The organism is Gilliamella sp. Choc6-1 (genome assembly GCF_001690385.1).
Lineage (GTDB): Bacteria > Pseudomonadota > Gammaproteobacteria > Enterobacterales > Orbaceae > Gilliamella > Gilliamella apicola_A.
In genome coordinates this window covers 15302-29935 of record NZ_LZHI01000057.1, presented here as the reverse complement: position 1 = coordinate 29935, position 14634 = coordinate 15302, and the positions used below count along the sequence as shown (strand labels likewise).

Here is a 14634-nt window from a genome sequence, read left to right as displayed (position 1 = left end):
GATAATGATCATAAAATACTATTCCTATCATAATTAGTCTAAAAAATAATACTTTAACTATATCATTTATTTATATATTTTATAGATTATAGCTCTTGCTATTAAAAATATTTTGGTTAGAATTTCTTCAATTTTTGATCGCCTAGGTATAAGCACAATGAATGATTACAGCTTTACAAGTTTAATCAATAAAATTATTAATGTTACATTTAATCCTCCTTTTTGGAGGATTTTTTTTACCTATTGCGCTCGATTTTAGCAACTTCATTTAGAATGATTGAATTATAGAGGCAGATTATGATTGAACATAAAAACATGCTATTAACGACAAAAGACCAAAGTTTAAAAGCCTATTTAATGCATAAAATTAAGCAAAACGGCGGTTGGATTAATGCACATATGCATGCAGATCGTGCTTTTACTATTTCGGTTGATAGTTTTGATGTCTATCAAAAACAGACTTTAATTGAAAAATGGGATACGCTCGATAAAGTCAAAGCAACGATGAGCGAAAATGATTACTATCGTCATTTTAGTATGGCAGTTGAACGTATGATTGAGCAAGGCGTAAGTGCTATGGGATCGTTTGTTGATATTGATCCAATCACCGAAGAACGTGCAATCAGAGGAGCACTCCGTGCACGTGAAACCTATAAAAATGACATAACCATAAAACTAATTAATCAAACACTTAAAGGTGTTATCGATAAAGAAGCTCGTTATTGGTTCGATAAAGGCGCCGATTTAGTTGATATTATTGGCGGTTTACCACGTCGAGATGAACGTGATCATGGTGAAGGAATGGGGCTTAAGCACCTTGATGTATTAATGCAAACGGGTAAATCATTAGGCAAAATGGTTCATGTTCATGTTGATCAATTTAATTCTCAAGATGAAATCGAAACCGAGCAACTAACTGATAAAACTCTAGAACATGGTATGCAAGGACATGTAGTAGCTATTCATAGTATTTCAATCACAGCCCACAGTTTAGAATACCGTCAAAGGCTTTATAAAAAAATGAAAGAAGCTAAAATGATGGTTATTGCTTGTCCTTTTGCATGGATAGATAGCCCTCGCCGTGAAGAACAAGGCCCTACTCGTAACTCATTAACCCCTGTTGATGAACTGGCTGCTGCTGGTATTCCTGTTGCTATTGGCACGGATAATGTTAGTGATTATATGTTACCATTTTCAACGGGTAATATGTGGGAAGAACTTAAATTGCTAGTAACAGGATGCCGTTATACCGATCTTGATAATGTCGTTAAGGTTGCTACTAAAAATGGCCGTTTGGTACTTGGTATAGATTAATTGTAAATAAAAGAGTTACCCCTAAATGTTATAGACATTATAAGGTTAAACTAATACACATAACAAAAAAACCCAACTGAGCAGTATCGGCTGCATTTGTTGGGATTTTAAATAAGTATAATCAACTAATTTACTTTGGTTCTTATATCACTATAGTAGAGAACAGCATACTATTAAGAACCAGCACGATAATTAGGTGGCTCTTTAGTAATAAGCACATCATGAACATGGCTTTCTTTCATTCCTGCGCCAGTAATGCGATAAAACTTAGATTTAGTACGTAATTCTTCAATCGTTGAACAACCGGTTAACCCCATACATGAACGTAAACCACCCATTTGTTGATGAATAATCTCTTTTAATAATCCTTTATAAGCAATACGCCCTTCAATTCCTTCTGGCACTAATTTATCCGCAGCATTATCAGATTGGAAATAACGATCAGAAGAGCCTTTTGCCATAGCACCTAATGAGCCCATACCACGATAAGACTTATAAGCACGACCTTGGAATAATTCAATTTCACCTGGTGCTTCTTCGGTTCCTGCAAACATTGAGCCAACCATTACACAGGAAGCCCCTGCAGCAATTGCTTTTGCAATATCACCTGAAAAACGAACTCCACCATCAGCAATAACTGGAATATTATATCTTTGAGCTATTTCAACGGCATCCATAATCGCACTAATTTGTGGCACCCCTACACCTGTCACAATACGCGTTGTACAGATAGAGCCAGGACCAATACCAACTTTAACCGCGTTAACTCCAGCATCAATAAGCGCTTTTGCACCTTCTGCAGTCGCTACATTGCCACCGATAATTTGTAAATCAGGATAAGCTTGTCTTGCCTGGCGAATACGCTGTAATACTCCTTCTGAATGCCCGTGTGATGAATCAATCAACAAAACATCTATCCCGGCCTCAATTAAAGCAGCAATACGTTCTTCATTACCTGCACCCGCACCAACTGCAGCACCAACACGCAACCGTCCTTTTTCATCTTTACAAGCATTTGGTTTTTGTTCGGCTTTATTATAATCTTTAACGGTTATCATTCCTTTTAAATGGAATTTTGAATCGACTACCAATGCTTTTTCGACACGGTGTTCGTGCATTTTTTGTAGTACAATATCTCGTTTTTCACCTTCTTTAACGGTTACTAACCGCTCTTTAGGCGTCATCACCGCAGTAACTGGTAGTGATAAATCTGTAGCGAATCGAACATCTCGAGCAGTAATAATTCCGACTAATTCTTGTGTTTGAGTAACCACAGGAAAACCGGCAAAACCATGCTCCTTAGCTAAATCAATAACTTGTTTTATTGTGGCAGTAGGTAATACAGATACAGGATCTTGAACTATCCCACTTTCGTACTTTTTAACACGCCTTACATGATTTGCTTGATGTTCTATCGACATATTTTTATGAATAAAACCAATACCTCCTTCTTGCGCAAGCGCAATAGCAAGATCTGATTCAGTTACCGTATCCATTGCGGCAGACAGCATTGGAATATTTAATTTGATTGTTTGAGTAAGTTGGGTACTAATATCAGCGGTATTGGGCAAAACAGTAGAGTGAGCTGGAACTAATAAAACATCATCAAACGTGAGGGCTTCTTTAACTATACGAGACATGACAATATTCACCATTGAGTTAAATTGTTGATAAAATATTGCCGATGCATTCTACTTGCTTTTCTAGTAAAAGGCTAGAAGCATTTTATTTTATTTTAGGTTGATAGTTTTTTATTTTGTTAGAAAAATAGAATTTGGTTTTATAATATTTTACATAAATGATTTACCGATAAACTGTATACTTTTCAACCTAAATAAATTTATACCTTCGTATTTTTTATAACCCAAATTAGTCAAAAATACATTGTAATCTATGATCACAATGTCAAATACACCTCATTTTGGTTAAGTACTTTTTATTGCGCTATAGATACAACCTGTATTAGATTACTAATTTAAAAAAAGTGTTAACTATAATATTAATGATAGAGAAAATTTTAAAGGCATAAACATAAGTGGCATCACTTATTCGCTCATCGCATCATTAGAAGTAAAATCACATTTTTAAAATCAATCCATTTTTTGAGCCATAAGAATATAATTTACATCAATATTGGCACCTAATTTAAACTGGTTTTTTAATAAATGGTATTCCATACCAATCACATCGCCAGTACTAAGCCCGGCTTGCTCTACCCAAGTCATAAGCTCAGAAGGTCTAATAAATCGGTTAAAATCATGTGTACCTTTAGGTACAAGCCGAGCAATATATTCTGCGCCATAAATTAACAGTAGCTTGGCTTTGTGATTGCGATTAATTGTTGATAAAAACAATTTACCATTAGGCTTAAGTAATTTAGCACATGCCCGAATAATCGAAAGAGGGTCTGGTACATGTTCTAATAGTTCCATACAGGTAATTACATCATAGTGCGCTGGGTATTGCTTGGCGTGTTCTTCAACAGTCTGCTTTTTATAATCAATTGATAGACCACCCAACTTAGCATGTGATCTTGCAACGTCTAATGACACATCAGCCAAATCGATAGCTGTAACTTTAGCTCCTAACTTAGCTAAACTTTCCGATAAAATCCCCCCACCACAACCAACATCTAAAACCAATTGATTCTCAATAGAAGCACATTGTTGTTTAACATAATCAACGCGTAATGGGTTAATAATGTGTAATGGCTTACATTTGCCATTAGGATCCCACCATTCAGAAGCTAATTGAGAAAACTTATCTATCTCATTAATATCGACATTTTGTGACATGGACTCTCTTTTTATTTATAAATATTCTTAATAAAGAAACATTTTATGCTATACCTATTATTAATAAAAGGACTAAATAACATATTTGCAGAACTAATAATTCAAGTAATAATATAATGGCAAAGCCAATTTGTTTATCAAATCTTGTTATAATTTTATCTTTAAATTAATTATTTATATTAATAATTTTAATGATTTCTTGTTTCACTCATTATTTCATGGCATGATTTACAACGCTGAAAGATTTTAATAAAGTCATGGTTAGGCGTTTGCCTAAATTAAAATGAAACAATAATTGAAGAAATCAAAGGAAAATTCATGAGTACAGGAACTATGAAAAAAAGTCATTCACAGTGGAGCTCCCGCATGGGATTCATGCTTGCAGCAGCCGGCTCTGCTGTTGGATTAGGTAACATTTGGAAATTTCCCTATATGGCTGGTGAAATGGGTGGCTCTGCATTTGTGCTCACTTATTTACTTTTCATGTTTATGATAGGACTACCTATTTTAGTGTTAGAATGGTTAATCGGTCGTCGTGGACAAAAAAACCCAATTCACACAATGGAAGATGTCGCTGTTTCAGAAGGTCGTTCTAAGTCATGGCGTTGGGTTGGCATTATCGGCGTACTTGGTTCATTTCTAATCTTATCTTTTTATAGTGTAATTGGTGGTTGGGCAACTGATTACATTGCTTTAGCTGCAAAAGGTTCATTTGAAGGAGTTACTGGCGAAAAAACAGACCAAATATTCACTGATTTTCTTAGTAATGTGAATAGTCTATTAACATGGCACACCGTATTTATGTTTGCAACTGCATTTATTGTTGCATTGGGTGTTGGCGCTGGCTTAGAACGCGGGTGTAAAATCATGATGCCTGGATTAGGAATCTTACTACTTGTTTTAGTTGGTTACGCAGCTTATGCAAGTGGTCCATATTTTTGGGTAGCATGTAAATTCTTATTTTCACCAAATTGGTTAGCCTTAAATAGCACAGCTATTTTAGCCGCATTAGGTCATGCATTTTTTAGTTTATCCTTAGGCATGGGAATCATGATGGCATACGGCTCGTATCTCGGACAAGACGTCAACTTATTATCAACGGCTCGAACTGTAGTTATATTAGATGTAGTTGTTGCAGTACTTTCTGGGTTAGCTATTTTCCCATTAGTATTTGCTAATGGCTTACAAGCTGGAGCAGGTCCTGGTCTAATTTTTGTTACGCTACCAATTGCTTTTGGTAACATGACTGGCGGTTTAGTTTTAGGCATATTATTCTTTATCTTCTTAACATTTGCGGCGTTAACTTCTTCTATTTCTTTATTAGAGCCAACAGTTGAACTATTAGAAGAAAGAACACCTATGGGTCGTAAAACTGCAACCGTAGTAAGCAGCATTATCATTTGGGCATTAGGAATTGCTTGTATATTGTCGTTTAATCAATGGGCTGATGTGAAATTATTTGATAAAAATATTTTCGACTTACTTGACTATTTAACCAGCAAAATTATGTTACCTGTTACTGGGTTAGGCACTATCATTTTTGGCGCGTGGATGATGAATCAAAAACATATTCGCAATGAGCTCAACTTAAGTTCTTCATGGTTTGGAATATGGTCCATACTTACACGCTTTGTTATTCCAGTTGCAGTGGTTACTATTCTTATTTACGGATTTTTATAACACTTAAAAAGTTAATTAATGTTCAATTTAAAAGCTCTGAATTTTTCAGGGCTTTTTTAAACAAAAAACGACCAAATAGCTAATTAAATTTTTTAACCTCTATTGAAAACTGTCTTTTTATTCCCATATAGCAATACAACAATAAATCAAACTATTAAATTCATGTTATTCAATTAATATTATGTTCTATTTCATTATCATTTGTTTTTGAAACATGATTTATGAGTTACATTTCTTATCAGTAAAGCATAATTAATTGAATTTTATATAAATTTAGAGGGACTAGTCAATGAGTAAGCAAGGTACTGAAACTCGCGGATTTCAATCTGAAGTTAAACAAATTCTACATTTAATGATCCATTCTTTATATTCTAATAAAGAGATTTTTTTAAGAGAACTTATTTCAAACGCATCTGATGCGGCCGACAAACTTCGTTTTAAAGCGCTTGAAAACCCAGATCTATATGCTGGCGATAGTGAACTAGGTGTACGTATTTCAACCAACAAAGAAGCTGGCACCTTAACCATTGCTGACAATGGTATTGGGATGACCCGAGATGAAGTGATTGAAAACTTGGGTACTATTGCTAAATCAGGCACCAAAGCTTTTTTAGAGTCTATTGGTAGTGATCAAGCCAAAGATAGCCAATTAATTGGTCAGTTTGGTGTAGGTTTTTATTCAGCCTTCATAGTTGCTGATAAAGTCACAGTCAGAACTCGTGCTGCCACAGCAAAAGCTGACCAAGCAGTTATGTGGGAATCAGTGGGTGAAGGTGAATACACCATATCTGACGATAATAAAGAAACTCGCGGCACCGAAATCACTTTACACTTAAAAGAAGAAGAAAAAGAATTTTTAGAAGATTGGCGTTTGCGTTCTATTATCAGCAAATATTCTGATCACATTTCACTTCCTGTTGAAGTGCAAACCACTGACGAAGAAAGCAAAGAAGTCAAATGGGAAAAAATCAACAAAGCACAAGCACTTTGGACACGCAGTAAATCAGAAGTCACTGACGAAGAATATAAAGAGTTTTATAAACATTTATCACACGACTTTGCCGATCCATTAAGTTGGAGTCATAATCGCGTTGAAGGTAAACAAGAGTACACCAGCTTACTTTATATCCCATCTAAAGCACCATGGGATATGTGGAATCGCGATAATAAACACGGATTAAAACTTTATGTACAACGTGTTTTTATTATGGACGATGCTGAACAGTTTATGCCAAACTATTTACGTTTTGTAAAAGGCTTGATTGATTCAAATGATCTGCCATTAAATGTATCGCGTGAAATTTTACAAGATAATAAAATTACTCAAAACTTACGTAATGCATGTACTAAACGTGTGTTACAGATGCTTGAAAAACTTGCTAAAGATGATAAAGAACAATATCAACAATTCTGGAATGAGTTTGGTTTAGTATTAAAAGAAGGCACTGGTGAAGACTTTGCAAACCGTGAAGCCATTGCTAAATTAATTCGTTTTGCGTCAACTCACACCGATAGCGATGCACAAACAGTATCTCTAGAAGATTACATTAGCCGTATGCAAGAAGGTCAAGAAAAGATCTACTACATTACCGCAGACAGCTATGGGGCTGCTAAAAATAGCCCTCACCTAGAGCTATTCCGTAAAAAAGGAATTGAAGTATTATTATTATCTGATCGCATTGATGAATGGATGATGAGCAATTTAACGGAATTTGATGGCAAACAGTTCCAATCTATCAGTAAATCAGACGAATCGATCGAAAAACTTGCCGATCAAGATAGTGAAGAACAAAAACAAGTTGAAAAAGAACTCGAACCATTTATTGAGCGAGTAAAAACCGCATTAGGCGATAAAGTGAAAGAAGTGAAATTAACTCACCGTTTAACTGATACACCGGCAATTGTTACTACTGCTGCTGACGAAATGAGCACACAAATGGCGAAATTATTTGCTGCAGCAGGTCAAAAAGCACCAGAAATCAAATACACATTTGAAATCAATCCAGATCATAAACTGGTCAAACGTATTGCCGATACGCAAGATGAAAGCGCATTTAACGATTGGATAGAACTATTGTTAGATCAGGCTTTACTTGCTGAAAAAGGATCATTAAGCGATCCAAGCAAATTTATTCAAACCATGAATAAATTACTAGCTCAATAACAAGGTAATAGGCACTAATCATAGCCCCGAAATATTAACGTTATCGGGGCTTTTTTATATTAGTAAAAAAATCACTATATTTTTTCAAATAGCGTGATATTTATCACATTTTTTTATTTTTATTCCTCTTATTTTTTATAGTGGTTTACAATAAGTAAACATATGAAATTGGATTTAAAAAGTATAAAGTCGATTTAATCAATTCAAGCCTTATAGCCATTAAAGAATAAAAACTGAAGTTACTAAACGTTATGGGTTTATCTATATCGATCTAAATCAATATGGAACAGTCACGATTAAATCGTTATAAAAAAAGCTTCTACTGGTATGAATCCTTGATTGCATTCAAAAAAGAAATACAAAAACAATTTAAACCAATACTATTCGTTATAAAACAAGAGGAATAATTATGTCTAATTCTATAAAATTAGTAAGTTTTCTATTTATCATGCTATTTACCATATGCAATGCATTCGCAGAAGATACTTATCTTTATGTCGTTCGTCATGGTCAAACTATGTTCAATATTGCTCATCGAGCTCAAGGTTGGTCCGATACACCACTAACTAAATCTGGCATCAATGATGCCGAGCAACTAGGCCGTGGTTTAAAAGATGTTAAATTTGTGTCAGTTTATTCAAGTGATTTAGGTAGAGCAAGGCAAACAGCTCGCATCGTTTTAGAATCAAAAGGTGATCCAGTTCAAATGAACGAAATGGAAGGCTTGCGCGAAGCTTATTTCGGTCAATTTGAAGGTGATCTTGATTCTAATATGTGGACACCTGCGGCACAATATCTAGGCTATCAATCAGATAAAGAGCTAATGGCTGATTTTTCGCAAGGGAAAATTAGCCTTGATAAGATGCTCAATGCTATAGCAGCAGTTGACAAATTAGGGGAAGCGGAAAATTACAAAACCATAAAAACACGTATGCAAAACTCATTAAAAACCATTGCTGAAGCGGCAAAAGCACAAGGTGGTGGAAATGTACTTATTGTATCTCACGGGCTTGCAATAATGGCTATGGTAAAAGATCTACAAGATAAACCAATTACTAGCGGATTAGGTAATGCTAGTGTGACAAAAATTCGCTATACCAACAACGGAAAATTCATTATTGAAAGTTTTGGGGATATGAGTTATATGGAAAAAGGTAAAAAAATTAATTAATCAAAAACTAAAAGTATTATTTGGTTTACAACAGTAAGCCAAATTTTACCTGATATAAAAACATTAGCATTTACATAAAATTCTAGCATTTCTTGTTATAAAAGAGCATAATTTCAAAAAATGTTCAGTCGTAAATTTAAAAGATAATATGTTTTATTCAACTAGTTACTCTTCACCTTTAGGTTTAATCACACTCGCCGGTCAAAATAACAAGCTGATTGCCGTATGGATTGAAGGTCAAAAGTATTTTGGTGATACGGTAAATGAACAACTAGAAGACAAACCAAATTTAGCTATTTTTAATGAAACTAAAAAATGGTTTGATAACTATTTTTCAGGCAAAAATCCTGCTATTAAACAACTCCCATTAGCACCTATCGGTACCCCCTTTCGCTATCAAGTTTGGGATATCTTATGCAAAATTCCTTACGGTGAAATTACGACCTATGGTGATATAGCTAAAAAAATTGCCAAACAAAATAAGGTTAAGACCATGTCTAGCCAAGCTGTGGGCGGTGCGGTCGGTCGCAATCCTATATCAATAATTATTCCTTGTCACCGTGTAATTGGTGCAAATGGCAACTTAACAGGCTATGCTGGAGGCATTGATAAAAAAATTAAGCTACTACAAATTGAAGGCATTGATACTCAAAAATTTTATCGCCCAACTAAAGGAACAGCACTTTAAAACAAAAATATAATTCAGCAAACTATAAAGAGAAACAGTAAATATCTACTTTAGAATATTTTAGCTTTAATTGAATAATAAATATTAAATGATCGCCAGATCGGATTAATTAATATTTTTAGCATTTATACCGTTAAAATTAAAAAGTTTCTTAATTTTCAAATTGAAACAAATATTTTGATTAAAATTTTTTATTTAGATACAATAAAATTTAAATATCCTATTGAATTTAAATTAAAAATTGGTGATTTTTGGTAGAATAGCATAAATTGAATTGAGCTTGTTTTTTATTTATTAAAAATCAATAAGTTAAAAATCTTTAAAAATTCAAAAAATCTGGTAGAATTTATCACCTACTATAACTGCAAATAAAACAGATAGATACGATTAGAGTGTTCCCTGTATACACAGGGATAAACCGCTCCTCCCGATGTCGGTTGTAATGCGTTATGTGTGTTCCCTGTATACACAGGGATAAACCGTCCGCGTATGTTGTAGTATCAACAACTATACAAGTGTTCCCTGTATACACAGGGATAAACCGCTTTAGCGACAAAGTTTAAAAACGCATTATTTGTGTTCCCTGTATACACAGGGATAAACCGTAAACTATTTAAACTCAAACGGAATTGTCACTGTGTTCCCTGTATACACAGGGATAAACCGTTATACATTTTCCTCATAATGACGCTCGCCTTGTGTTCCCTGTATACACAGGGATAAACCGACGCTAGAGATGATTGGATTGAGGCTAGAGCCGTGTTCCCTGTATACACAGGGATAAACCGAATTTTTACACTTTCCGCAAATCGCTATGCCTGAGTTCCCTGTATACACAGGGATAAACCGGCTTTGCACAGCTTTCCAATACCATTGTCAGCAAATGGTTAAGGTGCTAGCTTCTTTGTTGATTGGTTATATTAATTAAATATCACACAATGCGCTGACAATTAAAGTTAACCTGTCAAATACGAACATTTGATAATGTTCATGCCTTGTTTAGGAAAATCACAAATGATTCGAAAAACTGGACGAGCATAGAAGAGGCAATTCCCATGCGACCACTTTGTTTCTAGCATCTGCATCGAGATTGTAAAGAAGGTTCGCCAAACTCTCTGCTCAGACATTACCAAAAAATTAATTGTATTTCGCAAAAGATAAAAACGCCTCAAATCCTAACTGTACTGAAAAATTTAAAGCTTACAGCACCAAATGGTTGCCATTTTAAAACAACGCTAACTAATGCCGTTTAGAGTTTATTTCTGTATATAGAGAACACGTTAATATGGTTATGAATAAAAAAGGATGCTCCTTGATCAATAAATTAATTATTTTCTATGATTTTTACTCAGATTTTTACAAAGATGCCTAATAGCCATAATGGGATGATGAATGATCATCCTAGGTCCAGAAAAACGCATAACTTGTTTTATGTTTTGTTTGTAATCCTTTCTATAGCAGTGTTTTGGACAACGCTCACAAGTCGTTTTTTCCTCACCAAAACGGCACAATGTTAAACGTTGCATTGCATATTGTAAGAGTTCATTACATTCATCACATAACTGGTTATACAGTGTATGATGTTTTTTATGACAATATAGGTAGATCATCACACTAATAGTATGCTTTTCTCGTTGTATGTTAGGACCTGTATTATTTGCAACCATAATTTGATATACGTAAAAAAATAAAGTGTTAAAATTTAACTTATCTATATGATCACAAGGAACTATTAAAATGGCAAGAATTATTAATAAAGATACAATTGTTTGTATGTCTCTTTCTGCTAGGCCAAGCAATTTTGGTACACGTTTTCACAATTATTTATATGAAAAACTTGATTTAAATTATCTTTATAAAGCTTTCACAACCAACAATTTAAAAAATGCCATTTACGGTATTAAAGCATTAGCTATTCGCGGTTGCGCTATTTCAATGCCTTACAAAGAAGCATGCATCGAATTTATAGATGAATTAGATACTTCCGTAAAATCCATTCAATCAGTGAATACTATTGTTAATACTGATCATTATTTAAAAGCTTATAATACCGATTATATTGCAGTGGCAAAACTTATTACAGAAAATAAAATTGATAATACTACACCATTTGTATTAAAAGGTAGTGGTGGAATGGCTAATGCAGTCATTGGAGCTTTTTATGATGCAGGTTTTAAACATGGCATTATTGCAGCACGCAATCAACAAAAAGGTAATGTTTTAGCGAAACGATACGGGTATAAATGGGTAAAATATGAACAAGAAGTATTGCCAGAACAAGCAAAATTAATCATTAATGTAACCCCAATTGGCATGCTTGGCGGTGCAGAAGCTAATGATTTAGCTTTCCCTGAAACAATGATAAATAATGCCAATATTGTTTTTGATGTAGTTGCCCTGCCCGTTGAAACACCTATGATTAAATACGCAAAAAATTTAAATAAAACGATTATATCAGGTGCAGATGTTGCTGTTATACAGGCATTAGAGCAGTTTATATTATATACAGGTGTTACTCCAAGCAAGGAATTAGTTAAGCAAGCCGGTGATTTTGCCAGATTGGTCGAATAATATTATATTCCACCGGCTTTATTCGGTGGAATATTTAAAGCGTTTTTATAACATAGCTTGATGTAATTTGTGATAGACAGCCAATATTTTTTGGTGCATTGCAAATTGTTCTAAGTTCTGATTTGATGATTTATCTGTCGTTGCGAAATCAACCAAACCAAAAAACGTTTTCTCGCTTGTTGCATATTGCCACATCTCATCAACGCATACTTTACCATACATTTTATAAAAAGCACTTTGATAATCACTAAACTGCTTTTTATTACGTTCAAGTATAAAATTTACTAATGTTTGTAAGCAACGATAGGCATGATTGCGCTCTTTGGTAAAAATAGATTCATTCATTTCCACTGTCCAATCAATCCATTGTTTTGCCTGTTCTAAATCCTTACCTGCCAAGGCCAACATTGCTTTCAACTCACCGACTCGCAATGTTAACCATGCATTATCTTTACCAGTTGCAATACCGAGTAGTTCACGGATTCTAGCAGAATCATCTAATCCCTCTTCATCTAATTGCTCAATAATGGTAAGGTATTGTTTAGCTGAATGCTTTTTACTTGGTAGGGATAAAATCAAATCACGCAAGTGAATTGCCATATTATTATTAGCAAGGAATAAATCTTCAGGTGGATAAATTTCGGACATACCAACTGCTAAAATTCGACAAGCATAAACCCCAAGATGCTCATAATCCATAATGAGGACTTCCGTTTTGTGACGAGTAAAAATAGCCATTAAGTTATTAAATTCTTGCTCTGTTGTGCCCGAAAAATCCCAATCAACAAAATCATAATTGGATTCTTCTTTAAATAAATCCCAAGAAATTAATCCACTTGAATCAATAAAATGCGTTTCTAAATTGCTCAGTTCAGCAACCTCATCATTATTAAAGCTTGGCGGTGAAAAGACATCAAGATCTTTTAAACTGCGCCCTTGTAATAATTCAGTAACTGTTCTTTCAAGAGCTACACCAAAATTAGGGTGAGCACCAAACGAAGCATAGCAAGTACTATTTTCAGGATTAAATAACACGACACAAATGACAGGAAATTCACCGCCCAATGAAGCATCAAAACAGTAAAGTGGAAATCCTTCGTTTTCAAGTGTTGTTATAGCTGCCAAAACAGCAGGATAACGATTAATCACATCTATTGGAATAGTCGGTAAACTAATTGCTTGCGAAATTATTTTATTTTTTACATAACGTTCAAAAATTTCAGATAGAGCCTGAACGCGTGCTTCATTACGTGTATTACCTGCTGACATACCGTTTGATGCATATAAATTAGCAATGAGATTAACGGGAATATAAACTGTTTTTTGATCAGATTGTGATACAAATGGTAAAGCACAGATACCTCGTTCGATATTACTTGACTGCAAGTCTACTAAATCCGTAGCGCCTAACTCTTTATCGGGATCATAAAACTTGAGGAGTTTTTTTGATAACAAGCCTTTTGGTAATGAGTTATCATCTGGAATAGCAAACCACTTTTCAGTGGGATAATGCACAAATTCTGCATTAGCTACCTGCTTACCTAGATAAAAATCAGAAAAAAAGTAATTGGTAGACAATCGTTCAAAATATTCCCCTAATGCCGAAGCCAAAGCAGCTTTTTTCGTTGCACCTTTGCCATTAGCAAAACAGAGTGGACATGCTTTATTTTGTATGTGAACTGACCAAACATTAGGAACTGGGTTTAGCCAAGAGGCTTCCTTAACTTCTAAATTAAATTTAGTTAATTGTTGATGAAAATAATCGATCGAATCTTCAAGAGCGGCATCTTTGCCAAGAATAAAAGTTTTCATAATTTTTTAATAATTAATTATATTGATTTCTTCTAGAAAATGTTTTCTAATATAAAAGGATTATTTTAAATAATCATTCTAAACTTAATTTTAATAATATACATCAAAAATATTGAGGAAGAGATGAATAATTTTAAACCATTAGATTTACTTTTTTTTAGACGTTTAATAATGCCAAGTGTGTTAACTTTCCTATATTGGTTATTGTTAGCTTTTATTGTAATCATGAATATTATTAACATGTGTTACGTGTCTTTTTTAGGTGGATTATTTGGCTTAATTGGTGGTGTTATAGCTACACGCCTTATTTTTGAATTAATGTGCGTATTTTTTAGCATTAATAGAAACTTAGAAAAGCTAGTTGATTTACAATCAAACAATAGCAATAGCCCTACTAATATTGAAGATAAAAACAGTTAATCTTCTATAAGCTGATTGA

The 14634-nt window shown here is 34.0% G+C and carries 11 protein-coding genes and 1 CRISPR repeat array; of the genes, 7 read left to right on the top strand and 4 right to left on the bottom strand.

The window, feature by feature from the left end; genetic code table 11:
- Positions 1-297 precede the first annotated feature (297 nt).
- A complete protein-coding gene (locus A9G36_RS07690) occupies positions 298-1314 on the top strand; it encodes an amidohydrolase family protein (protein ID WP_202807451.1) in 1017 nt (338 codons plus the stop codon).
- 173 nt (positions 1315-1487) lie between these two features.
- Here the strand turns inward: A9G36_RS07690 and guaB are convergent, their stop codons facing one another.
- Both guaB and ubiG read right to left on the bottom strand, forming a co-directional pair.
- Positions 1488-2954, bottom strand: coding sequence for an IMP dehydrogenase (gene guaB / locus A9G36_RS07685; protein WP_065569607.1), 1467 nt, complete (start codon positions 2952-2954; stop codon positions 1488-1490).
- A gap of 450 nt (positions 2955-3404) precedes the next feature.
- Positions 3405-4109 carry a bifunctional 2-polyprenyl-6-hydroxyphenol methylase/3-demethylubiquinol 3-O-methyltransferase UbiG gene (gene ubiG, locus A9G36_RS07680; RefSeq protein WP_065585595.1) on the bottom strand — a complete coding sequence of 235 codons (705 nt, stop codon included), beginning with the start codon at positions 4107-4109 and terminating at the stop codon, positions 3405-3407.
- Positions 4110-4427: 318 nt separating this feature from the next.
- On the opposite strand from ubiG, the gene A9G36_RS07675 reads away from it, so the two are divergent.
- The 4 genes from A9G36_RS07675 (at position 4428) to A9G36_RS07660 (ending at position 9812) form a co-directional block, all read left to right on the top strand.
- Positions 4428-5789: a sodium-dependent transporter gene (locus A9G36_RS07675; RefSeq protein ID WP_218055778.1), complete on the top strand. Its 1362-nt coding sequence runs from the start codon at positions 4428-4430 to the stop codon at positions 5787-5789.
- Between the two features lie 289 nt (positions 5790-6078).
- Entirely contained in the window at positions 6079-7953 is a 1875-nt protein-coding gene (gene htpG, locus A9G36_RS07670; protein WP_065569605.1) for a molecular chaperone HtpG, read from the top strand.
- Between the two features lie 409 nt (positions 7954-8362).
- Entirely contained in the window at positions 8363-9124 is a 762-nt protein-coding gene (locus A9G36_RS07665) for a histidine phosphatase family protein (RefSeq protein WP_081295315.1), read from the top strand.
- A 148-nt stretch (positions 9125-9272) separates the two neighbouring features.
- Entirely contained in the window at positions 9273-9812 is a 540-nt protein-coding gene (locus A9G36_RS07660; protein ID WP_065569604.1) for a methylated-DNA--[protein]-cysteine S-methyltransferase, read from the top strand.
- 392 nt (positions 9813-10204) lie between these two features.
- Positions 10205-10661: direct repeats of the CRISPR family, unit length 29 nt; unit sequence GTGTTCCCTGTATACACAGGGATAAACCG.
- 479 nt (positions 10662-11140) lie between these two features.
- Here the strand turns inward: A9G36_RS07660 and A9G36_RS09925 are convergent.
- Entirely contained in the window at positions 11141-11479 is a 339-nt protein-coding gene (locus A9G36_RS09925; RefSeq protein WP_081295314.1) for a nitrous oxide-stimulated promoter family protein, read from the bottom strand.
- A gap of 70 nt (positions 11480-11549) precedes the next feature.
- Between A9G36_RS09925 and A9G36_RS07655 the strand changes: the two genes are divergently transcribed.
- Complete coding sequence (locus A9G36_RS07655; RefSeq protein WP_065585594.1) at positions 11550-12383, top strand: shikimate 5-dehydrogenase; 834 nt, start codon at positions 11550-11552, stop codon at positions 12381-12383.
- Between the two features lie 45 nt (positions 12384-12428).
- Here A9G36_RS07655 and ycaO read toward each other — a convergent pair whose 3' ends face one another.
- Positions 12429-14198 (bottom strand): 30S ribosomal protein S12 methylthiotransferase accessory factor YcaO, encoded by a 1770-nt coding sequence (ycaO, locus tag A9G36_RS07650; RefSeq protein WP_065569602.1) that lies wholly within the window; start codon positions 14196-14198, stop codon positions 12429-12431.
- Between the two features lie 120 nt (positions 14199-14318).
- Here ycaO and A9G36_RS07645 point away from each other — a divergent pair, with 120 nt between their 5' ends.
- The gene (locus A9G36_RS07645) at positions 14319-14615 is read left to right on the top strand and encodes a DUF4282 domain-containing protein (RefSeq protein ID WP_065569601.1); all 297 of its coding nucleotides are present in this window, start codon (positions 14319-14321) and stop codon (positions 14613-14615) included.
- Positions 14616-14634 lie beyond the last annotated feature (19 nt).

Excerpts from the sequence above, each read along its gene's own strand:
- A9G36_RS07690 (WP_202807451.1), top strand. The coding sequence starts at position 298 with ATGATTGAACATAAAAACATGCTATTAACGACAAAAGACCAAAGTTTA.
- guaB (WP_065569607.1), bottom strand. The coding sequence starts at position 2,954 with ATGTCTCGTATAGTTAAAGAAGCCCTCACGTTTGATGATGTTTTATTA.
- ubiG (WP_065585595.1), bottom strand. The coding sequence starts at position 4,109 with ATGTCACAAAATGTCGATATTAATGAGATAGATAAGTTTTCTCAATTA.
- A9G36_RS07675 (WP_218055778.1), top strand. The coding sequence starts at position 4,428 with ATGAGTACAGGAACTATGAAAAAAAGTCATTCACAGTGGAGCTCCCGC.
- htpG (WP_065569605.1), top strand. The coding sequence starts at position 6,079 with ATGAGTAAGCAAGGTACTGAAACTCGCGGATTTCAATCTGAAGTTAAA.
- A9G36_RS07665 (WP_081295315.1), top strand. The coding sequence starts at position 8,363 with ATGTCTAATTCTATAAAATTAGTAAGTTTTCTATTTATCATGCTATTT.
- A9G36_RS07660 (WP_065569604.1), top strand. The coding sequence starts at position 9,273 with ATGTTTTATTCAACTAGTTACTCTTCACCTTTAGGTTTAATCACACTC.
- A9G36_RS09925 (WP_081295314.1), bottom strand. The coding sequence starts at position 11,479 with ATGGTTGCAAATAATACAGGTCCTAACATACAACGAGAAAAGCATACT.
- A9G36_RS07655 (WP_065585594.1), top strand. The coding sequence starts at position 11,550 with ATGGCAAGAATTATTAATAAAGATACAATTGTTTGTATGTCTCTTTCT.
- A9G36_RS07645 (WP_065569601.1), top strand. The coding sequence starts at position 14,319 with ATGAATAATTTTAAACCATTAGATTTACTTTTTTTTAGACGTTTAATA.